Below are 22246 nucleotides of genomic sequence, written 5' to 3' on the forward strand. Positions count from 1 at the left end.
TGAGGCGGAGGACAAGGCCCATGAGTTGCTTCAATCATGACCAGAGCATTGAAAGGATCGTATATGCGGTATTGAATCACCTGAACGAACAGTGGGGGAAAAAGCTCTTAAAGGAATTTACACAAAAAGCTTGACACTACCGATCGCAGAGACGATTTGACAGCAGTTTCTTCAAGTGATATAGTGAGTCAGGATATCATCTCGGAAAGGAGGTAGATGAAATGGCCTGCAAACCCGGGAAGAAGAGCTCAACCTGCGGCACGAAAAAGACTGCGGAAAAGACGAAGAAGAAATAGGCTCGAAGGCCGGAAGTAGTATTTGGCAAGACAGGGAGCGTTGGTTGCCCGAGACGTTCCCCGTTTTGCTATGGGAAGATACAAAGAATCAGAAGGTCAGATAACGGGGATGCCCGAGATATTCGAGATTAACCACGATCCCTTTTCATCACTCTTCTCCCTGATCTGGACAGTCCCGTCCGTAAACACGAGGCGTTGCCCCTTTTTGTATCGCCCCTCAGCCCCGGCATCTCTCGTGACTTCAAGGGTTACCGATGTTATATCAACAAGATATCCCTCGGTACCCATGTATCTCTTCTTTCTTAACGGTACAGGCCTCGCGCTGCCAATAGTCATATCGACTACCTTATATCCTCTCTCCTCAAAAAACTTGACGATTGTCGCCCTGATATCTTGTTCAGGAGGAGGCGCAGCGCACCGAAGGAGTACAAGGATCGTCGTCGCGATCACGAGAAGACGCCATGCCCTCTTCATGCTTCCATTGTATCCCTTTCTTTGCAGTTCGCAAACCCTATCGGGAGGTTCAGGACAGGACTTTCATCTCATCATATCGAATACAATAAAAGGATAACATGCTCCTTGACACTCGCGAGCCATGATATAATTGTGCGAGCTACAGCGGCAATAAAGCCTTCAGGAGATTAGCGAAGCGTTTCAGGTTTGTGCGGATAATGCGGTCATAGTTGAGTTTGACTTATGGGCGGTGCGAGATGATGAATATCAAGAAAATTCTTCTTCCGGTTGATTTTCCGAACCCCTCTTTGCATGTGCTCCATCAGGCTGCGACATTCGCCCACCATTTCTCTTCTGAGATAGTGATGATGCACGTCGTAACCCCGCAGAGCCACATAGCCGGTCTGCCAGCGAATGGCCTCGATCTTGATGGGTGGGATATGCTCGCTGAGATCACTAGAGAGGCCGAGAAGCATCTAGACCGGTCTCTCGGTCCGGAGCTCAGAGATATTACCATCAGGTGCATGTTGGTCAGAGGTGATGCGGCCTATGAAATTGTGCAGACGGCTCAGGAGGAAAAAGCCGATCTGATAATGATGCCTTCTTATGGCCATACGTTCAGTCAGTTTCTACTGGGCTCCGTGACCGCAAAAGTATTGCACGGGACCGAGTGCCCGGTTTGGACCGACGCCCATGTGGAGCAGTCATCGGAGAAGGAGCTTGCGATCCGCAATGTCCTGTGCGCGGTCGACTTGTCTGCTTGTGATCACCAATGTGTGTCGTGGGCCGTCCAAATGGCCGCCGAATTTCATGCCGGTCTCACGCTCGCTTACGTCACCTCGGGGGTGGAAATGTGGGGACCAGGCGGCAACTACGTCAATCCAGAGTTGAAAGACGCACTTGTCGGCAACGCAACCAGGCAAATGGCCAGGCTCCGGGAAGACATGGGCATCAGGGCGGACGTATTCATCGGTAGCGGTGATGTACCCAAAGTGCTGAGGCAAGCTGCGAACCAGACGAAGGCGGACTTGCTGGTTACCGGTTGTCGTCCTTATGGCGGTCACCTGCGGACCCACGGCTACTCAATCATTTGCACGATGCCTATCCCAGTTCTGAGCGTATGAGTATTCATCATTAAGAAGAGGCGAGCTCTGTTGATAACTATTGCTGGATTAGCTTCCGCAGAGATTGACAAATTGAATCTAATACTAAAGGTGCGCTTATGAAAGTCGTTTCGCTGCTTGCGAGTCCGCGTGGGCTCAAGGGTAACACCGCAGCTCTTTTGCAACACGTCATTGATGGCGCTAAGGCGGAAGGAGCGAGATCGGAGATCGTGGTTCTGAAGGGGGACTCAGTGCTTCCATGCCGGGCTTGTGACGCCTGCCACAAGAAGGGTCGCTGCATCCAGAAAGACCATTTCGAGGGAATAAAGGGTAAGATCACCAACGCGGACGGTCTCATCCTTGCCAGTCCGAATTACATCTTCAACGTGAGCGCCCAACTGAAGGCATTCATGGACCGTTGCTGCGGCGTGATCCACTGCATGCAGTTTTGGGGAAAGTACGGGGCCTGTGTGATCACCTCTGGTGGAGGCGGCGACGAACCGGTCGCTGAGTACATGAGCCATTTTCTCATCTCAACAGGCATAGTACCTGTGGGTGGGGTATGGGCGACCATGTCTGCCATGCCGGAGAAAGGCATTACCGATGAAGTGAAGGAAAACGCCTATAACCTTGGCAAGAGGCTTGTTCAGTCGTGGCAAGCCGGAGAGGTGCCTGCCGATGCAGACGACAGAAGGAGCGCTTTCCGAGAGAGGATGCATGCCCTTATCAACTGGCGCAAAGAAGAATGGCCCTTTGAGTATCGCTATTGGCAGGAAAACAGGGGTTTATAAATGGCCTTTTTTATAGTTACTTCGTAAGTACTTAAGATGACGCTGCTGGATGCTATCGGGGCAACCTTCCTCCTGAAAGTGACACAATCCATTCAGATATGAAAAATGTCACTTTCGAGCGGGGACGTCGCACTTTGGTCGGACGGCGTCTATCAGGGCAAGTAGTGAAAACTACGCCTCATATTTGTTCGCTGGCATGGACCGGCATGACCTTCAAGTAGTTCCTTTCTATCCACTCTCAGGCTTGTACAAGGCTAATCGATATCCTTTCGTTCTTGATACGTGCTACAATGGGTTCGTATGATCAGCATCGCCATTCCCGGTGCAGCGCGCATGGACATAGAACATGTTGTGACCGACTTTTCGGGCACCCTCTCCGAGGACGGGGTTCTTCTCCCGGGTGTCAAGGAACGACTCAATTCCCTTGCCGACACAGTTCATCTGCACGTATTGACATCGGACACTTTCGGCAAGGCACGGAAAGAGCTCGAAGGCATTCGCTGCACAGCGCATATTCTTGAAGGAGATGATCACGCCGGGAAGAAGGAGCGATACGTCTTATCTCTCGGTGCGAAAAGAGTGGCCACCCTCGGCAACGGGAATAACGATGCGAGGATGCTTAAGGCTGCCGCTATTGGGATTGCGGTCTGCTTGAAGGAAGGTTGTTCAGTCGAGGCTCTGACTTCCGCAACGATTTTCGTAAAATCTCCTCTTGACGCCCTCGATCTTCTCCTCAACCCTAAGAGACTCATTGCCACCCTAAGAGTATGAGGAGCAACTTATGGGCCCGACTCTTACTTGCAATCGGATGCCGGTCAACGGAGTTTGTGAATTTTCTGAGCCACGTGATTACAGGAAACACTGCGGATCTTCGGCGAGGAAATCGCCATCTCCCTTTGACTGCGAATATCCACAGGCTATCGCCCTGCATCCCCTGCAAACTGCCCATCGCTCACAAGTTCCACACTTGCCTTTGTAGCCGGACCTGTCTCTGAGAGCATTCAGGACAGGAGAAAGTGCCCATACCTCGCGCAGAGAATCCTCCCTCACGTTTCCAATCGGTATGGGGAGTCTTCTGCACGGCGTAATTGTTCCGTCAGGAAGGATGGTGAGTCCCGATAATCCGGCAGCGCAACCGCCACAGGGAACAGAACCTTCATCTCCCTCCACCTCGGCAGACATCTGAGAGGCGACAGGGTCTCCCGTAACGAGGGTGACTCCCTTCGTCTCAGCGGAAAAAATTGTCTCGTAAAGTTCCTGCACCCGCGTCGCATCGAGCATACTCGCCAGCATCTCTCTCCCCCTGCCGGAAGGCACGAGACGGGAAAACCCCAGTTTCTGCACCCCGAGAGAGCAGCAGAGATCGAGCATCTGAAGAAAGGTGTCTGCGTTGACGGCCGAAAGGGTCGTATTAAGCGTCACGACAATACCGGCATCGAGCAAGTGTCGCACTCCCTTGAGGGCTGAAGAGAAACTCCCCTTGCCGCGTATCGAATCATGAACCGCCTCAGGTCCTTCGATGCTTACCTGCACCCCCCTCACTCTGAGTCCTGCAAGCCTTCCCGCACGTTCTCCGTCTACGAGGATGCCGTTGGTGAGGAGATAGAGTTCGAAGCCATTTTTCGCGATCTCTTCAAGGATTTCGAAAATGTCGCCTCTCATGAAGGGTTCACCGCCCGTGACGTTGAAGCTTGAGGAAAACTCCAGACCGTAGCTCTCAGACCACTCCTGAATCATGTCCGCGACCTCTGCGGCAAGATCTCCTATTTGCGGGAGGGACATCTCGCTCGTCTTCTTTCCGGTCTGGTAGCAGTGGCGGCAGTGAAGGTTACATCTCTCGGTAAGATGATATTGAATAAAAAATTCCTGGGAATTCGTCATCGGCATTCGCTGTTCTCCCTCTCTCAAGGGTTATGAAAACTGAAAACATCAAAAGGCAGGATTGCCGGTTCCTTTGACCAAGCATCCTGCCTTATCCTTGCGGACTGTGTCGCTGCACCAGCAACATCAGCTCTTTCAGCTCTTTCACTTGTGGCATACCTTGCGAGGATCCGTCTTCTTTACAGCCTCCCAAAAGGCAGCCTCTTTGACAAGAGCCTTCTTGCTCAGTGTCTTCCTCATCCTCTCTCACCTCCTCTCCGAGGGCGCTTTAGACCCTTCATCCCTCTCCTCAATTAAAGGATAGCATCGAACCCCTCCTATTTCAATTGAGAAAAAATAATCAATCCCATTACATCCATAAATAAGCTTTTCATCACAATGTGTTATGTTCGATATCTCGGTTCAGAAGATGAAGATCACTCCTTCGAAAAGAATTCACTGGTGGCGAATGATACTTCCGGTCTTCGTAATGGCCGCATTAATATTAGGAGGAACGTGGAACAGACGGAGGCGGCTATGAAGAAACAAGGTCCTAGTTGCCTGTTGCCGCACGATAGATGAGGATTACCGGACCTCCTCCTCTCGCTTGAATGACATTTCTGTTGATCGAAAATTCCGAGTTGGGGCTAAAAAATCTCTTCAGGGCGCCAGTCATGGGATAGGCTGCGTTGCTTGTGATTCCGACCCAGCAACTTTCAAGGCAGGTGAGACATCCGGAATTCTCGGCAGCAGATGCCGTTCTGTTCCCCCCGAATTTTATCTGAAACCCTTTGCCCCCCGAGTCGGTGAGAATCTCTTTGAGAGGGAATTCCTTGTTGAGACCAGGCCAGGTAACGGTGACATCAAGAGGGTCGCCTTCAACATATTTCCCTTTGCTGACACTCGTAAGATTGTCACCCGGCCTCATGCCTATTGCCAGGAGTGCATCGTGAAATTCCATCGGGCTGACGTATGCCCTGAAAAGGGCCTTATCCGCAAGTTTGCCGTCCTTGAAGACAACGCCAAAATGCGTTGATGTCTTCAGATTCTCGCTTACTACTGCATAAAGGAGGACGCACCGCTTTTTCGAGTCGATGATGAGGGGACTCTCTTTCGTGGGCAGGCAGTCCGTCTTTTGGGCCGACGTCGTCCGGACGGGGAAGAGAGACAAAAAGAGGTACGCCAGCAAACCAATGCCGATGAAGAACAACAGGATATCGACTCGTCTCAATCGCCGCACGATATGTTCAAAACCTCAGGTGATATCAGTCCGGTGCTGAAACTTCAGCTATCCGCAATGAATGACGCCCCCCTGTCTGTCTCACCAACCCGGTCTACTTCACAGGCCACAGCCTTTACCACAGGATATCCTGATATGGGATCTCTCACATGGGGAGGGATGACCGAGTTTATGTGCGCATAGCGCCAGGGGGCTCGCTGTTGTCGACCTCCACCACCGAAGGGCGCATGGACATTCACTTCTCTATCGGTACCTTATTCTTGCATAGCCCGGGGAAGATCTTAGGGAGGACAGCATCATTGACTCTGCTCATCAATGCCGCTTCATAGGCTTCGACAAACTTACGTTCTTCAACTCTCTTTGCCGCGAACAAGGCCGCACCACCCTGATCGCGCAGGTCCGCGAGACATCGTTCAAAAAGGGAAGTCATATGGACGAAAGAGATTCTATCCTTATCTTCCGTTCTCAAATTCATGAATTTCTGATCCTTTCTCCCTTTCGTGGGGGATGAGGCAACAACCCATCCGCAGGAAGACGGATTTCCCTTTCAGTCACTCCACAGTATATTCTTCACATCCAGACAACCCAGGCATCCTGGATGTTCTTCATGAGCCAGTCCCCTCCCTGAAGCTCGACCCAGTCAAATTTCTCATCGCCCTTCATGCCAAAATATTCTGCACAGGGAGGACAAACACCAAACTTCGCGCCGTTCTTTCTTACCCTTTCCATGATTTCGGCAGCATTTCCAAACTTCTGAAAAATGGGAGAGATGATCTTTTCGGGGTTTCCTTTCTTGCAGAGGTCTGCGCCTTCGACGGTCATCCAGACATGCACGTCCCCCCATCCCTTCTTGAGAATCGTATCCGCCATGAGGAGCGCCCAGATGGCGCGGTTCGGGTTATTGCCACCGTAGGTCACGACGATGATGTACTTCCCTTTTTTCCCTTCCTCCGCTGACGAAGGCGCACTGGCCAGGGCACTGAATCCTGCGATCCCGAGACCACCAACTCCCATGGTCTTCAGAAAATCCCCTCTGGTCATCTTTTTCTCTTCTGCCATCTCTCTTTCTCCTTCCTTTTGTCTGCCTTATTTCACTATCTTCCTTATTGCGGAGAGGACCGTAGCTGCGTTCTTCGACAACGGTGAGCCCTTTCGGGTAATAACGTAAAAATCCCTCGTCATCCTTGAGCATGGGGATGTCGAGCACGCCGACCCTTCTCAACTCAACGGCCTCCCTTGCAGCGAGGTCCGACACCACGGAAATACCGGCGCCTCCTTCGACCGCCTGGATGATTCCTGAGGTGTCACTGATCTCTGCAACAACGTTGAGATCGTCCATCGAGAGGCCCGCATCTTTCAGCGCCTTTTCATAGGCAGCCCTCGTCGCTGACCCAAGTTCTCTGCCGATAAATCTCTGACCCTTCAGGTCATTCATGGTCGCGCCCCTTTTCCCAACAAGAGGATGGCCTTGCGGCGCAATGCAAACAAGGTGATCGTCCTTCACAAGAGCAACAAAATCCACTTCAGGCGAATCATATTTCGTCCCGATGAGGCCTAGCTCGATTTCACCTTTCTTGACCTTCTCAAAGACCTCCATGCTGTCCGATACATCGACCTTCAGTTCAAGATCGGGCAGCTCCTTGATAATCTCTGACAGAAGCCGGGGCACAAGGTATTCCCCAGGGATTGTGCTTGCACCAAGGGTAAATGTCTTTTCCATAACCAATCCATCCTTTCTTTCCGGTCCGTCCAGCCTTCTCTTACACGTTCCTGAAGTCTCCTATCTGATAGGAGTAAGTCTAACCAATTCTTGTCGATGCTACAAATAGTTTTTTTCTATGACATGTTTCTGATGCATAGAAAGGAAGTATTGGACATGACCGAGGGTGAAAAGCCAAAGTAAGTACGTGTATACTATTCTCGATCGTTCACGGGTTAGCTTTCTCATGAATAACCACTGCCCGGTTCGAGCAATCTCTCTGATGAAGGGACCAAGGTCTCTCTTAAGGTAGCGACGAAACAACGATGAACCTCTTTCGAAAGAAAACATTAACCGGTCTCTCTCGCACCTGCGGCTGAGCGGCCAAGATCGGTCCGTCAGATCTGGCGGAAGCGCTGAAGGCCCTCACTCCCTCTCAGGACCCCAATCTCCTCGTTGGGTTTGCCACCTGTGACGACGCGGCAGTCTACCGCCTCTCTGATGAGATTGCGGTCATCAGCACTGTCGATTTCATCACCCCACCTGTTGACGATCCTTACTGGTTCGGACAGATTGCTGCGGCAAATTCTCTCTCCGACGTCTATGCAATGGGAGGAAAACCTCTCACCGCACTCAGCCTCGTCATGTTTCCCTCAAAGATACTCGATAAAGGAGTCCTTAGGGAAATCCTGAGGGGCGGCAATGACAAGGTCATTGAAGCCGGCGCTTCCATGGCCGGCGGACATTCGGTGGATGACAATGAACCGAAGTACGGTTTGGCAGTAACGGGCATTGTCCATCCGAAGAAAATACTGACCAATTGCGCTGCCAGAGCAGGTGATGCCCTGGTCCTCACAAAACCCCTGGGGACAGGCGTCTTGTTTAATGCGTGCAGATCAAAGAAACTCCCTTACAGGGAACTTGAACATATATTGCCCCAGATTGCAGAACTCAATGGGAGGACGCTGGAGGTTGCCTTGCATTTTGACGTCCATTCCTGTACTGATGTAACAGGCTTCGGCATCGTCGGACACTCGTGGGAAATGGCAGCAGGGAGCAGAGTCCAGATTGATTTGTTCTATGGCGATCTGCCGCTCTATCCCCATGCCCTTGAGATGTACCGGAGAGGCGAGACCACAGGGAGCAATAGGGCAAACAGGAAATTTTCTGAAGGGCATCGGGAAATCATGATTCAGCTGCCCCGTGAGAAAGAGGAATTGCTTTTTGACCCCCAGACTTCAGGGGGACTACTCCTCTCTGTTCCGGAATCTCAGTCTGGTGCGCTGATCAATGCCCTGAAAGAGGCTGGGGTCAGGACCGCCGCTAGAATCGGTCTGGTCAAAGACAGCGCCACCCCAGGCATCAGGATCGTCTAATCCAGATTACCGTTCATCTATCTCGTCTTCGGGACCGACTCCGTACCTGCCCCGCCGTTGTTCGCACCATCAGGGTTGAGAAATGATATAATGGTACCGATGCTTGATCTGAGGTTCGTGAGATGGATATCGTACTGAGCGAAACTGAAGTCCGCGTCCTTGGATGTCTCATCGAAAAAGAGATCGCAACCCCCGATTATCATCCCTTGACCCTGAATGCCCTGACGAATGCCTGCAACCAGAAATCGAACAGGAGCCCTGTAGTCTCTTATGAAGAGAAGACCGTGGCGCGGGGACTCGACGGACTCAGGGCAAAGGGGCTGGCGAAACTGGCCTATACCGTCGGAAGCCGCGTCCCGAAGTACAAGCACTCCTTCCTCGACCAGTTTGATGTCAGCCGCAGGGAGATAGCTGTCCTCTGCGAGCTCATGCTCCGGGGACCCCAGACCGCTGGGGAGATCCGCGCCCGTGCCGAAAGGATCTATGAGTTCAGGGACCTTGAAGAGGTTGAAGAGATCCTGCAGGGACTGATGGAACAGGAACGGCCCATGGTGATCAAACTGCCCCGGCAGGCAGGGAGGAAGGAACTGCGCTATATGCACCTCTTTTCCGGAAAACCTCAGATAACAGAAGAGGATCAGGCGATATCCGTTGAACCTGCAACGCTCAGGGTACGCGCCGAAGATGAGAGGATATCACGACTGGAAGACGAAATAGCGGCCCTCCGAAGAGAGCTCGATGCCCTGAGGGAGGACTTTGGAAGGTTCAAGTCCCAGTTCTAGGGATCTCTATCAGGCAAAAGGGAAAGATCCCATGATCCCTAGGTCACCGGCAGTCCCTTCGGCCATTATTGACAACTGCATGTTTCCTTGATAAAAGGAAGGAAAAGACTCCGGTCTCACCTTATATCTGGATCTGGGGAGGTAAGAACCATAGTGCAGAATTGCTGGGAGTTCAAGAGGTGCGGCAGGGAAAAGGAGAATGGTCAGCCCGTGTGCCCTGCTGCGGTCGAGGGCAAGGCACATTCCGTAAACAGGGGGAAGAACGGGGGCAGGATTTGCTGGGCAGTGGCCGGGACACGCTGCGACGGAGAAGTGCAGGGGGAATATGCCCAGAAGCTCATGACATGTCTTGACTGCGACTTCCGAAAGAAAGTGAAAGAGGAAGAAGGACTTCACTTCAAACACATCTACCTGAGAGACTGATCGCGAAGGGCAATTGATCAGGAGAAAAGACCACCTGCCTCCTCCAGCCCTGAGCGGAGGCTGGAGCCGGTGAACCGGCATAAACATCGTTCACATCCTCAGCGGATCACTATGATTGACGTGTAAGCCTGCCTTTGTCAAGAATCGCGCAGCATCGGTTATAATGGATCTCTTGGTATTTCACATTGAACAGCCTGGGAAGGGAATTTTCGGATCATGGACAAACTGGTGATACAGGGGCGCAAAAGGCTTAAAGGCGAGGTTAAGATCAGTGGAGCGAAGAACGCGGCATTGCCCGTTATGGTCGCTTCCCTGCTCGCCTCCGGCGAGAACGTTGTCAACCGGGTCCCGAATCTTGCTGATGTAAAGACAATGGGCAAGCTCCTGGTCAACCTTGGGGCAGGCTTCCGCTACGAACCAGGACGGGCTGTCATCAATACCGAGAAGCTTGTCGGCTACACAGCGCCGTACGATCTCGTGAAGACGATGCGTGCCTCAGTCCTCGTCATCGGCCCCCTCCTCGCCAGGACCGGAATGGCCAAGGTCTCCCTTCCCGGGGGATGCGCCATTGGTGCACGGCCGATCAACCTCCATCTCATGGGTCTGAAGAAGATGGGCGCAGAGATCGACCTTGAAGAAGGGTACGTCATTGCTCGGTGCAAGAGGTTACGGGGCGATGTTATCTACTTTGACATCCCAACCGTCACCGGCACAGAGAACATCATGATGGCGGCATCTCTTGCTGAGGGCACTACCATTCTCGAAAATGCGGCGAAGGAACCAGAAGTCGTCGATCTTGCCAATGCCCTCAGTGCGATGGGCGCAAAGATCAGGGGCGCTGGGGAAAGCATCATAGAGATCAAAGGGGTAAACGGGCTGAGACCGTTGTCCCATACGATCATCCCCGACAGGGTTGAAACAGGCACGTTCATGACGATAGCAGGGATGACGGGTGGTGACCTCCTCATCAAGGATTGCAGACCCGATCACAACGACGCTCTGATCACGAAACTGCGGGAATCGGGGGTCATCATCGAGACGATGGAGAACAATACGGCACTGCGAGCCTTTGGCCCTGACAGACCCTCGGCGAGGGACATAAAGACCATGCCCTACCCTGGTTTCCCGACCGACATGCAGGCCCAGTTCATGACCCTCATGAGCATCTCGAACGGCACGAGTACCATACGGGAAACGATCTTCGAAAACAGGTTTATGCATGTCGCGGAGATCAAGAGGATGGGCGCCGATATCAGCATCGAAGGGGGTATTGCTACGGTAAGGGGAGTAACAAAGCTCAAGGGGGCTGATGTTATGGCCACGGACCTCAGGGCAAGCGCTTCCCTTATTGTCGCAGGCCTCGGAGCAGAGGGGAAGACGACGATCCACAGGCTCTATCATCTCGACAGGGGATACGAAAGAATAGAAGAGAAACTTAGAGCGATTGGGGCTGTTGTGGACCGGCAAAGAGATGTTCTATAAGAAGCGATAAGGTACCCTTCAGGTTCTTCCTGTCCACCACCATATCGATCATTCCGTGATCGAGGAGGAATTCGGCACGCTGAAAGTTTTCAGGGAGCTGCTGCTTGATCGTCTGCTCGATTACCCTCGGTCCGGCAAAGCCTATGAGGCTCTTCGGCTCGGCGATGATAATATCCCCCAGCATGGCAAAGCTTGCCGTAACGCCGCCGAAGGTCGGATCTGAAAGGACCGATATGTAGAGCACTCCTGCGTCCTTGAGCCTTCCTATGGCAGCTGAAGACTTGGCCATCTGCATGAGGGAGTAGATGCCTTCCTGCATCCTCGCACCGCCCGAAGACGCTACGGTAATGAAGGGGGCCCTCCTTTCGATGGCGGTCTCAGCAGCCTTGACGATCTTCTCGCCCACGACAGAACCCATGCTCCCCCCAAGAAAGGAGAAATCCATGACGGCAACCACAGCAGGGTGTTCATTGATTAATGCCTCGCCGGTGATGACGGCCTCATGAAGGCCGCTCCTCCTCTGGTTCTCTCTAATCCTGTCTCTGTAGGGGACGGTGTCCTTGAAATGGAGCGGGTCGCCTGAGGTCATATCGATGTTCATCTCAATAAAGCTCCCCTCGTCAACGATGAGGTTCAGACGTTCTCTTGCACTGATCCTGAAATGGTAATTGCATTTGGGACAGACCTTGAGGTTCTTTTCGATCTCCTTCTTGTAGACAATCTCCTTGCAGTTCTCACACTTGACCCAGAGACCCTCGGGGATCTTCACCTTCTTGTCAATCTTCTGCTCTCTCGTCTTCTTAAACCAGGCCATTCTTCACTCGCCAAGCAGTAGTCAGTCGTCAAAGACTGAGGCACAAGGATAGTTCCCGTTTCATGGAATCGCTTTTCTCAACTCCAAAATAAACCCTTCAGCGCCTTCCGGAGACTCATGAAGCCTCTTCACAATGGCGCTTCCGACGATAACGCCATCGGCATATCCTGAAACGGCCTTTGCCTCGTCGGGCGTCGAAACGCCAAAGCCGATTGCAACGGGTCTGTCCGTGGCCGCCCTTATCTTCCCTATGGATTCCTTTAAAGATTCGTCGAAGGCGAGCCTCGATCCTGTTATCCCTGTCATCGAGACATAATAGACAAAGCCAGTTGATGCCTTTGTCACCTTCGTTATCCTCTCATCGGTCGACGTCGGTGCAAGGAGGAATATTGTCGCGAGGCCTGATCTCTTCGCAATCTTCATGAGCTCATGAGCCTCGTCAGGCGGGAGATCGGGGATGATGACACCGTCGATCCCCGCCTCGCGGGCGTCCCTGACAAATCTCTCATCGCCGTATTTGAAAACTGGGTTATAATATGTCATGAGAGCGATCGGAATCCGGCTCTCCTTTCGCAGGTCACTGACAAGACCGATGACCTTCGTTAAAGTCACCCCTTCCTGCAATGCCCTTTCCGCGGCCCTCTGTATAGTCGGCCCGTCCGCTATGGGATCGGTGAAGGGCACGCCGAGTTCGACAATATCGGCGCCGCACCTCTCGAGCATGAGCACCGTCTCCCTCGTCTTTCCCAGCGAAGGGTCTCCGGCCATGATATAAGGGATAAAGGCCTTCCGGCTCTGCTCCTTCAGACTCCTGAATGTCTTCTCGATCCTGTTCATCCTGTCCCGTCAGTATAGCTGGACGCCCTTGATCCTTGCGACCTGCTGCACGTCCTTGTCGCCGCGACCCGAGAGATTGAGGACAATGATATTTTCAGAAGAGAAATCCCGAACGAGTTTCATGGCGCCGGCAAGGGCGTGGGCCGATTCGAGGGCCGGGATGATCCCTTCGGTCCTGCTCAGCAGTTCAAAGGCCGAGAGTGCCTCATCATCAGTAGCGTAAGTATAACGGACACGGTCAATCTCCCTAAGATAGGCATGCTCAGGTCCGACTGCTGCATAATCGAGGCCTGCGGAGACAGAATGGGTACCGAGGACGTTTCCATCCTTGTCTTGCAGGAGATAGGTTTTTGTTCCCTGAAAGACCCCTAGGGACCCTCCGGCGAACCTCGCAGCATGCTCACCGCTCTCGATGCCTCTGCCGCCCGCCTCGACCCCAACCATCATGATCCTGTCTTCGAGAAACTCGTGAAAGAGTCCCATGGCATTGCTTCCGCCGCCGATGCAGGCAACCAGGCAGTCAGGCAGCCTGCCTTCGGCATCCAGTATCTGTCTCTTTGCCTCTTTGCCGATGACGGACTGGAAGTCTCTGACAATCAGGGGGAAGGGATGGGGGCCGAAGACCGTTCCCAGGACATAATGGGTCGTCCTCACATTCGTGGTCCAGTCCCGCAGGGACTCGTTAATGGCGTCCTTCAACGTCCTTGATCCGACCGGAACCTCCGTGACCTTTGCTCCGAGGAGTTTCATCCGGAACACGTTCAACGACTGACGCTCCATATCGTCTGAGCCCATGTATATCTCGCACTCGAGTCCGACGAGGGCCGCTCCCGTAGCCGTGGCAACGCCGTGCTGGCCGGCGCCTGTTTCGGCAATCAACCGTCTCTTCCCCATGCTCTTAGCGAGCAGTGCCTGACCGATGGCATTGTTGATCTTGTGGGCGCCCGTATGGGCAAGGTCCTCGCGCTTAAGGTAGATCTTCGGGCCCCCAAGTTGTTCCGTAAGTCTCTTGGCAAAATAGAGGGGCGTCGGCCTGCCGATATAGGTCTTCTGGAGATGGAGGAGTTCCTTTCGAAACCCCTGGCCCTTCATCGATTCGAGATAGGCCTTCTCAAGCTCCATGAGGGCAGGCATCAGTGTTTCAGGCACAAAGCACCCTCCGTACTGGCCGAAATAACCCCTCTTGTCGGGCAGTTTCTTGATCGCCTTACTCGTAGTCCTGCTCATATGAAGAGCTATTATACCACAACATCAACGTCCTGATTTTTCAGGCAAATCAGAGAAGATACCGGGAACCTTCCGGTTGGATAAAATCATTTTCTCCACGAAGGCAGGCGTGGTGACAAGTCTCGTATCGCGATTTAATGATCTTTGATCCCCAGTTCCTCTCCTACCTCCCGCAACAACTTCTCCTGGTGCTTCAGGATATTCATGCATGATGCAGAGCCTTCGCAGGCATTCAGGAACTGGCTTAAGGTCTTGTATCTCTCCTTCATCTCTTCCTTGCCTATCACAACCTTGCCGTTAAGCACCGTTTTCCCATCATGGCAGCCCTGGCAGTGTCTCTCCCATGAACTGATGGGACGGGCCTTTGTGCAGCTCGATGTGAGGAGAAGGGAAAAGAGCAAAACGACTGCGGTTCTAGCGGCTGTAGTTCTCATTCGTCTCCCTCTGATCAGTCACCATGATCACCTTCAGTATACCAGATTTCCAAGGTAGTTCTTATGCTATTTCCTGCTACAATATAACAAATAATCTTAGGGAGGATAGTGCGTGAAAAGACTCTTTGAGAAGACGACAATCAACGGTCTGACACTGCCGAATAGATTCATCCGGTCTGCCACATGGGAAGGCATGTGCGAAGAAGACGGACGGCCCACCGCAAAACTTGCTTCCTGCTTCCGTGATCTTGCTGCAGGCGGCGTCGGCCTGATCATTACTGGCTACGCCTTTGTAAGATATGACGGCAAACAGTTGCCCGGAAAAATGGGAATCCATACGGACAATTTTGCCGCTGACATGCGGGCCCTTACCGTGGCTGTCCATGATGAGGGCGGTAAGATATGCATTCAGCTCGTTCATGCGGGTGGACAGACGACATCAAAAACTGCGAGAAGAAGACCTCTTGCTCCTTCTGCTGTGAAGGTTGAACAGTTCCCGGAAGAACCTGAAGCGATGACTCAAAAGGACATTGATGAAATTGTAACTGCCTTTGGTAACGCAGCCCGACGCGCAAAGGACTATGGATTCGATGCAGTCCAGCTCCATGCTGCCCATGGGTATCTCATCAATCAGTTCCTTTCCCCTCTAACCAATCGAAGGACAGATAGTTATGGCGGCTCCGTGGAGAACCGATGCCGTTTTCTTCTGGAAGTTTACCACCGTGTCCGTTCCGAGGCAGGCCCTGATTTCCCTGTTTTCGCCAAATTGAACGGGTCTGACAATCTCGAGGGCGGACTCAATTTAACAGACGCAGTGTATGCATCCCGTCTGCTGGATAGGGAGAAGGTTGACGCCATAGAAGTCAGCGGCGGTACCTCTGCCTCCGGCGAAATGAACCCTGTCAGATTGAACATCAATAACCCCAGTCTGGAGGCCTACAACCTCACACTCGCCAGGGAAGTCAAGAAGGCGGTCAGCTGCCCTATCATGGTGGTAGGAGGTTTCAGATCACTTGAAGTAATCAATAAAGCCCTCATGGAAGATGGAATGGATTATATTTCTCTGGCCCGTCCCTTTATCAGGGAGCCTCAGCTGATCAGACGTTGGCAGGGGGGTGATACTGCCCCGGCCCGCTGTATCTCTTGTAACGGATGTTTTGGGCCAGGAATAAAAGAAGGCGGAATCTATTGTGTCGTTGAAAAAAAAGAACTGTCTCGCCCGCGCCGCCTTCGAAGAGAACATTGTCAGGGATGACCATCGCTGCTTTCCCGTTCTGCTTAAGAAGGGTCTTTATGTGCTGGACAAAGTTCAATTGCTTGTTTAATGTCGTTGCCCAAAAGTCGTCCCGCTCGATGGCACCACCCGGCCTCCTCACATTTGGTCGAGTGGCGAATTCAATGGCGAGTGCTAATGCCCCCGACTCATGGCGGGATGAACGCCTACAGAGAATCCTTGGTCCCTCTCCCCGGTTGGAAACACAAGATTCTCTTTACTCTCAAGACAGAGCGGCTTCCTTTGGATCCATTGAGCGTCTCTCTTCGTCAGGCGCAGGATATCGATGGGAGGCCCCACAAAAGAGGGGTCCTCGGAAATTTCAATTCCCACGAGACCGCGAACAGCCGTAACGGGATCGGCATAGGAAAGGAAAAGCTTGTGCTGCTCCAGATACTTCCTGATTGCCCCGGTCTGGCCCTCGAATATCGCGGTAACAGGCCCCTGACAATCTCCCGGGCAGGCGAAGCGTCCGATCTCAAATGACAGAGAACCCGACGGCGAGATGATCAGCCTGAACGTCCTCACCATGAGTACGAGTTCCCCGTCAGCCAGTCCGCCGACTATGATCGTGTGCGCCGGATGCCCGGCAAATCTTGTCAGGAAAAAAGCCGCATCGTCCTGCCTTGCTTTCTCCACGATCCGGGTAAGGCTTGCTACAAGCACCGTTTCAAGGACCCTCATCTTATCCTCGATCCTGCCATCACCCTTCAGTCCCTCGGCAATGATCTCCTTGAGGTCGAACTCCGGATAGACATCGCCCGGGAATTCGGCCGGACCTATACCGGCAGAACCGGCAGACGCAAAGAAAAGGTTCCCTGCCTGAACAATCTTACATTTCGTAATGCTCCCCGCTCCGCCCGCACCGCTTCCCGGCATCAGCGTTGTTTTGCTGTCAGCGCCTATTACGATTGCGTTGTTCTCCCTCACCACAACGATCGAAGTTGCAGAGGCGATCGATGAACCGAGAGAGAAAAAGATAAGTATGCTCACAAGGAGTCGCATGCGACACCACCTGTTTCATGATAAAAGATATGCCTCACGCCTGTCACCTGGGGTGGCTCCCGATGAAGTATCTGACCGTCAATAGCATGGACAATTGAGCGCGGAAAAAGGAAGACAAAGTCGGATTGAGTAATTTGTCCCTTTGGGTTAAACTGGGAACAATCGGTTTAACAATCGTTTGGAGGTATTACCAGTGGCGATCGTTACCACTTCCCCAAAGGTCAGGTCGTGATTCCGAAGAAGGAGGGCCAAGAGACCGGCATGGCATCGGGAGGAAGGTGCTATAAATGGGCCTGATGAAGAGGCGCTCGCTGATTGCGGCAGGTCTCGTAGTCCTCGCTATTCTTGGGTTCTCTTTCCTCTGGCCGACGGATGAAGGCAGGATCAGGAAGCTCTTCAAGGAGGGTGCTGCGGCCATGGAGGCAAAGAACCTTGAAGGGGTTATGGCAAAGGTTTCGTACCGGTATACCGATGATTACGGTATGACCTATCTCTATCTGAAGGAGATGCTGAAGAGGGAGTTCGGCGCCCTGTCCGATATAAAGGTCGAATATGATGCCGTGAGGATAAAAGTCTCCAATAACAGTGCGGTTGCGGAGGTAGATGTAAGGGTCATAGCCACGTCGGGAAAGGAGACGGGATATATCATCGGTGATATCAGAGAGCCTCTCCGCCTGAGATTCACCCTCGAAAAGGAACGGATGAAGTGGCTTATTGTGAAGAGGGAAGGAAAGCACGGCCACGGATATCTTGCTGAACGAGAGTTGCAGCCTGCGCCTTATTGATATTCATGAGGTTCATTCCCGCTTTGACAGCATTTTCAAGCATCCTCTATACTCTGGAGAGAGGCAAAGCATCATCTGAAGGAGGCCACCGTGTGTGAGATACATGCCTTTGTCCTGAAGGAGGGCACTGAAGAACTCTTTCTCGAGAATGTGAACTCCGCGAAGTCAGAAGGAGGAAAGATCCTTCTCAGAAGCCTCTTTGGCGAAGAGAAGGTCTTTGAGGGGACAATCAGGGAAGTGTCCCTCGTGAAGAACAGAATCATACTCGAGAAAAAGGGATAGGCAGTAGCTTATGAGGATAGACCTTAATGTTAGTCAGGCAGACATGGATCGAAGCCCTGTATAAGCGATGAGATTCCGACAATGAGGCACTTTGAGGACCGCACCGAAAGTGACTTCCCGCGTTGAGCACACAACGGCAGTCGGCAACCATCGAGGGTACCGCAATGCACGGCTTCTCACCATGCCTGCCTTCCCGAACAAGATAGTTTTATACAACTGGAAGACACACCGATGACTGAATGGCGCTTTATTGATTCCGGTCCCTCTACCGCCACCATGAATATGGCGGTAGACGAGGCCCTTGCCCGCTTCGTACGTGAGGGCAAGTCGCCTCCTGTCCTCAGGGTCTATGAATGGACAGGGCCCTCGGTGACCATCGGCTGCTTCCAGAAAATGGACTCCATCAACCTCTCCTATTGCGCAGAGACGGAGATACCCATCGTGAGAAGGGTCACGGGCGGCAGGGCGGTACTCCACGACCAAGAGCTCACCTACAGTTTCTCTGCACCCACGGGGAACGGCCCCTTTGCCGACGGCCTCATAAACAGCTACAAGAAAATCAGCCGTGCTTTCTGCCGCGCGATCTCGATGTTCGGTATCTCTCCTGAGGCCAGGACGGTGAGGATTCCTGAGGCCGGTACCGTGCGAAATCCGCTCTGTTTTCACTCCGCGTCCTTTGCCGAGATAACGATCGAGAACAGGAAGATTGTCGGTTCGGCTCAGAAGCGCTGGAGAGACGGTCTCCTCCAGCAGGGGTCAATCCCCTATTCCTTCGATGAAGAGAAGACGAAGAGGGTATTCGATATCAGGGGCCCCGTGAAGCTCGGTGAAAGGATGACCGGGCTAAAAGAGTTGCTTCCAGGCCTTGACATCGGGAGGTTCAGGGAAGCGGTCAAAGTCTCCTTTCAGGAGGTTTTCCAGACAACCCTTGTTCCCTCGTCTCTTTCTCGGGAGGAGCATCTTCTTGCCCGTGAGCTGGAGAATCTGAGATATCTTTCTCAGGCCTGGAATCTTCAGAGGTAGGAGCACCCTCCGGAATCCCGCCCTCCCCCATTTCGATGGAGGTCTTCACGTAATACCAAAAAATGGTTGCAAGTGTGGCAAGTCCTAGATAGCTCTGCGATATATACATGGTGAACTGAAAGAACATCGCAAAGAGCGGTCCTATCAAGGGAACAGACTTCAAAGGATATCCCATGGAAAAGAGCATGAAACTTACGATGATACAGCCGCCGAAGACGATACAATAGAGATAGAATGCTTGTGGGTGCCTATAGAGATACCGGCATGATGTCTGAACGGACTTGACAGGCCCCGTCCTGTCAAGGGCTATGGCTGCCGTGCCATAGAGGGTCACGGCGAAGGCGCCGAGAATCATGATGAGCCAGACTAGGAAGAGGATCGACGAGAAAAAAATTCCAAGGAAGAGGGCAAGGATAGCCTCTCGCTCCCTCGCAAGAGAAACAATGGCAGCTATCAAGCCGCCAAAGAGACCGAGGACAAAGGCCAGCACAATGAACATCAACCCTATAACCGTTGTAAAGCCGACGAGGGGTATGAAGAGCCGCTTTCCCTCGGCAAAGAATGTCTTCATGCTGAACTCTTCGGCACTGCCCTTTATTGACCGGCTGATGACGCCGATTGACCCGCCAAGAACGAATATTCCGAGCGCCAGAACCGCGAAGAGATAGATGAGGATGCTTGCAAGAACAAGGACCACGAGTCCGAAGTATTTTGACAGGAATTCCGACGGCCGGTGAAAGGAGCCGAGTATGCTGCCGAGGCCGGACAGTTCCTTAAGCAGTTCCGTAAGATCGAGGCCGAAGATGATGAAGGCAATCGCGAGAGGAGGTACGACAAGGATGAAAAATGCCACAAAGCTCACAAACATTGCTCCGATCTGGACCAGGATGAGCTGCCAGTTTCTGTTGATCGTAGCGATTCCGTTCTTGATTGCCTCGGTGAATTTCATACCATCTCCGGAAACTTCTCTCGTCTGTCTTGTTCGACTTCGTCCTCCGGAAACCGAACCGGGTCATGGGTGACGGCAGCCGCACATTCACATGTTCTTCTGCGACTCAGAGCTCGTGAGGGCTTCATCGTGCAACAATAACCAATATTTATTCTAGTCGAAAAACCTCCCCAGGGCAATAGCTATTTTGTATGCCGTGTGGTATATTTTCATATGGTGAAAGACCTCATGCTCCATGGCTCTGTGGGTCCTGTTGATTTCTTCGTCTCTATCGCCGGAGCAAATATCAACAACATCTATTTCTACCGGGAAGAAGAGTCGCAGATCCGTTTTTTTTCGAGGGGCAACGAACTTGCCCTGTCAGAGAATGCCGTTTCCTATAAGGGGACAGGCGGGACCTTCTGTGAGTACATGTTCGGCGTCGAAAAACCCCTCAAGGACCTCGTGAAAAAAGAGGTGCGGAACCGTCTCGTCATGTTCGGAGCTTTCCTTGATCCTTACGAAAATCTCATATTCTCCAATGATGTTGAAGGGTCCGAGTCCTTCCACAGGCTCTTTATCCTCGGCCATGCAGTGAAGAACTATTACTTCTTCGTCTCTTCCGACACCAAGCAGGAAATTCGGACGAGGCAGAAACAGTTGCTCCAGGTCATCGGGAAACTCCTGAAAAGGACCGATCTCCTCATGGAAGACCGTGACGAAGAGTTGCTCCATCAAGTCGTCGCAACCCTGGACGAGCCCGAGGCAACGGTATTCATATTCAAGCTCATCCACCGGGGCAACAGAGACTTTTATGAATCCTTCAGGGCTTCCTACGGACGCGACAGAATGCTGACTGCCGACGATGAGGCCCGCATGTTCCGGATAGCGGCCGGTCACCGTATCGACATTTACCAGCAGGAACGGATGAAGATCGACGTCATGTACCGCCATCCGGACAACAAGGGCATTATTGACGAATACCGTGACATCCTCCTCAGCATGGCGCATAGGGAACAGTACGATCAATCGGAGCTGGCGCGGCTTCATCGGCTCAGGTCCCTGAGCATCAGGAACAGCATACCGGCCATCCTCTTCGATACGCTCGAAGATTTTCTTATCAAGGACAAACACCGTCTGGCGAGCGAAGAACCCGACTACCTCAAGGAGGCACGGGCGATCGTCGAAACCCTTTTTTTTAAGGATTCTTCTCTCAAGAGGCATATCATCAACGAAGATATCGTGAGACTCATCAAGGCAAAGCATCGGGCGTCCCTCGAAAACGATATGGGTTTTGAGAAGATACTTCTTGACACGGGTAAGGCCTGCGATGAGTACACCGTCGAGAGCAACGATTTCAGTATCTTTGAAGAATTCAGCTCGTTGGTCACGTACTTTGACCGATATGACGGGGTGCGTACCTCACTGAGCAGGCTGGCCTTCATGGACAGCATGGAGATCACCGAAGATCTCCTAAGGAGTCTCATCGGCAACAAAAAGATCTTCGATGCCCTTGACGGAGGCGTCTTCAATGAGATCTTTTTCAGGGACCTCCTCTTGAACAAGTATCTCAATACCTCCGGGAAGAAGAGGATAAAGACGCTGTCCCGGGGTATTGACGATGTCATACGGGGAGACGCCTCTCTAAAGGACGTCATTGCTGCAATGCAGAAGGTCGCCGAAGAGGAGAAGCTCTACAAGCAGATACGGAGCGCCCTGAAAGGGAAGATGCGGGACTTCTATTCACCCCTTGACATACGGGAAGGATTGGGGAGGATCCGCAGCGAAATGAAAGCGGAACTCGCGGGAAGCGGTATTTCCGACGACGTTCCCGACGCCCTCTTCGATAGGGTGCTCCTCGATCTCAAGACGGAATCCTATTACCTGAACCATCTCCTCCCCCAGATCATCCAAACGGGCAATTTACACCTCAGGGAAGACTTCTTTGCCAATAGCGGCCTCGACCGCTTCTATGTCGAGAGTCTCGAAAAGGAACATCTTGGCGAACAAGGATTCAACCTCATCCTCGAAGGCAGGGAATTCGCTGATATTGGAGGCGGCGAGCGGATTTGAACCGCTGAATAAAGGTTTTGCAGACCTCTCCCTTGCCACTTGGGTACGCCGCCGTAACCG

The 22246-nt window shown here is 52.5% G+C and carries 22 protein-coding genes and 1 tRNA gene; 12 read left to right on the plus strand and 11 right to left on the minus strand.

Features of this window, described 5'->3' with window-relative positions; genetic code table 11:
- Positions 1–392: 392 nt before the first annotated feature.
- On the minus strand, positions 393–770 hold the full coding sequence (locus tag VFG09_07005) for a hypothetical protein (GenBank protein ID HET6514893.1): 378 nt from the start codon (positions 768–770) through the stop codon (positions 393–395).
- 236 nt (positions 771–1006) lie between these two features.
- Here VFG09_07005 and VFG09_07010 point away from each other — a divergent pair, with 236 nt between their 5' ends.
- The 3 genes from VFG09_07010 to VFG09_07020 all read left to right on the plus strand — a co-directional run bounded on the left by VFG09_07010 (position 1007) and on the right by VFG09_07020 (position 3414).
- Complete coding sequence (locus VFG09_07010; GenBank protein ID HET6514894.1) at positions 1007–1873, plus strand: universal stress protein; 867 nt, start codon at positions 1007–1009, stop codon at positions 1871–1873.
- Between the two features lie 98 nt (positions 1874–1971).
- Positions 1972–2643, plus strand: coding sequence for a flavodoxin family protein (locus VFG09_07015; protein HET6514895.1), 672 nt, complete (start codon positions 1972–1974; stop codon positions 2641–2643).
- A 300-nt stretch (positions 2644–2943) separates the two neighbouring features.
- Positions 2944–3414, plus strand: a complete 471-nt coding sequence (locus tag VFG09_07020) for a hypothetical protein (GenBank protein HET6514896.1) — start codon at positions 2944–2946, stop codon at positions 3412–3414.
- A gap of 78 nt (positions 3415–3492) precedes the next feature.
- On the opposite strand, the gene VFG09_07025 is transcribed toward VFG09_07020, so the two are convergent.
- The 4 genes from VFG09_07025 to VFG09_07040 form a co-directional block, all read right to left on the minus strand.
- Positions 3493–4530, minus strand: a complete 1038-nt coding sequence (locus VFG09_07025) for a radical SAM protein (protein ID HET6514897.1) — start codon at positions 4528–4530, stop codon at positions 3493–3495.
- Positions 4531–5056: 526 nt separating this feature from the next.
- Positions 5057–5743, minus strand: coding sequence for a YdjY domain-containing protein (locus VFG09_07030; GenBank protein HET6514898.1), 687 nt, complete (start codon positions 5741–5743; stop codon positions 5057–5059).
- Positions 5744–6313: 570 nt separating this feature from the next.
- Complete coding sequence (locus tag VFG09_07035) at positions 6314–6661, minus strand: DsrE family protein (protein HET6514899.1); 348 nt, start codon at positions 6659–6661, stop codon at positions 6314–6316.
- Complete coding sequence (locus VFG09_07040; GenBank protein ID HET6514900.1) at positions 6642–7463, minus strand: LysR substrate-binding domain-containing protein; 822 nt, start codon at positions 7461–7463, stop codon at positions 6642–6644. Before VFG09_07040 ends, VFG09_07035 begins: the two co-directional genes overlap by 20 nt.
- A 305-nt stretch (positions 7464–7768) precedes the next feature.
- Between VFG09_07040 and selD the strand changes: the two genes are divergently transcribed.
- From selD to murA, 4 genes are all read left to right on the plus strand, one after another.
- Complete coding sequence (selD, locus tag VFG09_07045; GenBank protein ID HET6514901.1) at positions 7769–8818, plus strand: selenide, water dikinase SelD; 1050 nt, start codon at positions 7769–7771, stop codon at positions 8816–8818.
- Positions 8819–8940: 122 nt separating this feature from the next.
- A complete protein-coding gene (locus VFG09_07050; protein ID HET6514902.1) occupies positions 8941–9600 on the plus strand; it encodes a YceH family protein in 660 nt (219 codons plus the stop codon).
- 153 nt (positions 9601–9753) lie between these two features.
- On the plus strand, positions 9754–10023 hold the full coding sequence (locus tag VFG09_07055) for a hypothetical protein (protein HET6514903.1): 270 nt from the start codon (positions 9754–9756) through the stop codon (positions 10021–10023).
- A gap of 216 nt (positions 10024–10239) precedes the next feature.
- Positions 10240–11505 carry a UDP-N-acetylglucosamine 1-carboxyvinyltransferase gene (gene murA / locus VFG09_07060; GenBank protein HET6514904.1) on the plus strand — a complete coding sequence of 422 codons (1266 nt, stop codon included), beginning with the start codon at positions 10240–10242 and terminating at the stop codon, positions 11503–11505.
- Here the strand turns inward: murA and accD are convergent.
- The 4 genes from accD to VFG09_07080 all read right to left on the minus strand — a co-directional run bounded on the left by accD (position 11459) and on the right by VFG09_07080 (position 14817).
- Complete coding sequence (gene accD / locus VFG09_07065) at positions 11459–12319, minus strand: acetyl-CoA carboxylase, carboxyltransferase subunit beta (protein HET6514905.1); 861 nt, start codon at positions 12317–12319, stop codon at positions 11459–11461. The genes murA and accD overlap by 47 nt on opposite strands.
- 60 nt (positions 12320–12379) lie before the next feature.
- Positions 12380–13156 (minus strand): tryptophan synthase subunit alpha, encoded by a 777-nt coding sequence (gene trpA / locus VFG09_07070; protein ID HET6514906.1) that lies wholly within the window; start codon positions 13154–13156, stop codon positions 12380–12382.
- 9 nt (positions 13157–13165) lie between these two features.
- Entirely contained in the window at positions 13166–14383 is a 1218-nt protein-coding gene (trpB, locus tag VFG09_07075) for a tryptophan synthase subunit beta (protein HET6514907.1), read from the minus strand.
- 134 nt (positions 14384–14517) lie between these two features.
- Positions 14518–14817 (minus strand): hypothetical protein, encoded by a 300-nt coding sequence (locus VFG09_07080; GenBank protein ID HET6514908.1) that lies wholly within the window; start codon positions 14815–14817, stop codon positions 14518–14520.
- Between the two features lie 112 nt (positions 14818–14929).
- Here VFG09_07080 and VFG09_07085 point away from each other — a divergent pair, with 112 nt between their 5' ends.
- Positions 14930–16072, plus strand: a complete 1143-nt coding sequence (locus VFG09_07085; GenBank protein HET6514909.1) for an NADH:flavin oxidoreductase — start codon at positions 14930–14932, stop codon at positions 16070–16072.
- A 153-nt stretch (positions 16073–16225) separates the two neighbouring features.
- Here VFG09_07085 and VFG09_07090 read toward each other — a convergent pair whose 3' ends face one another.
- Positions 16226–17095, minus strand: coding sequence for a hypothetical protein (locus tag VFG09_07090; protein ID HET6514910.1), 870 nt, complete (start codon positions 17093–17095; stop codon positions 16226–16228).
- Positions 17096–17382: 287 nt separating this feature from the next.
- On the opposite strand from VFG09_07090, the gene VFG09_07095 reads away from it, so the two are divergent.
- The 4 genes from VFG09_07095 to VFG09_07110 all read left to right on the plus strand — a co-directional run bounded on the left by VFG09_07095 (position 17383) and on the right by VFG09_07110 (position 22186).
- Positions 17383–17880, plus strand: a complete 498-nt coding sequence (locus tag VFG09_07095) for a hypothetical protein (GenBank protein HET6514911.1) — start codon at positions 17383–17385, stop codon at positions 17878–17880.
- A gap of 90 nt (positions 17881–17970) precedes the next feature.
- The gene (locus tag VFG09_07100; GenBank protein ID HET6514912.1) at positions 17971–18162 is read left to right on the plus strand and encodes a CooT family nickel-binding protein; all 192 of its coding nucleotides are present in this window, start codon (positions 17971–17973) and stop codon (positions 18160–18162) included.
- 231 nt (positions 18163–18393) lie between these two features.
- On the plus strand, positions 18394–19185 hold the full coding sequence (locus tag VFG09_07105) for a biotin/lipoate A/B protein ligase family protein (GenBank protein ID HET6514913.1): 792 nt from the start codon (positions 18394–18396) through the stop codon (positions 19183–19185).
- 1147 nt (positions 19186–20332) lie between these two features.
- Positions 20333–22186, plus strand: coding sequence for a TIGR04442 family protein (locus VFG09_07110; protein ID HET6514914.1), 1854 nt, complete (start codon positions 20333–20335; stop codon positions 22184–22186).
- On the opposite strand, the gene VFG09_07115 is transcribed toward VFG09_07110, so the two are convergent.
- A tRNA-Cys gene (locus VFG09_07115) sits at positions 22165–22239 on the minus strand. The two genes, VFG09_07110 and VFG09_07115, sit on opposite strands and share 22 nt — an antisense overlap.
- Positions 22240–22246 lie beyond the last annotated feature (7 nt).

The sequence above is a fragment of the Thermodesulfovibrionales bacterium genome, from assembly GCA_035686305.1.
Classification (GTDB): domain Bacteria; phylum Nitrospirota; class Thermodesulfovibrionia; order Thermodesulfovibrionales; family UBA9159; genus DASRZP01.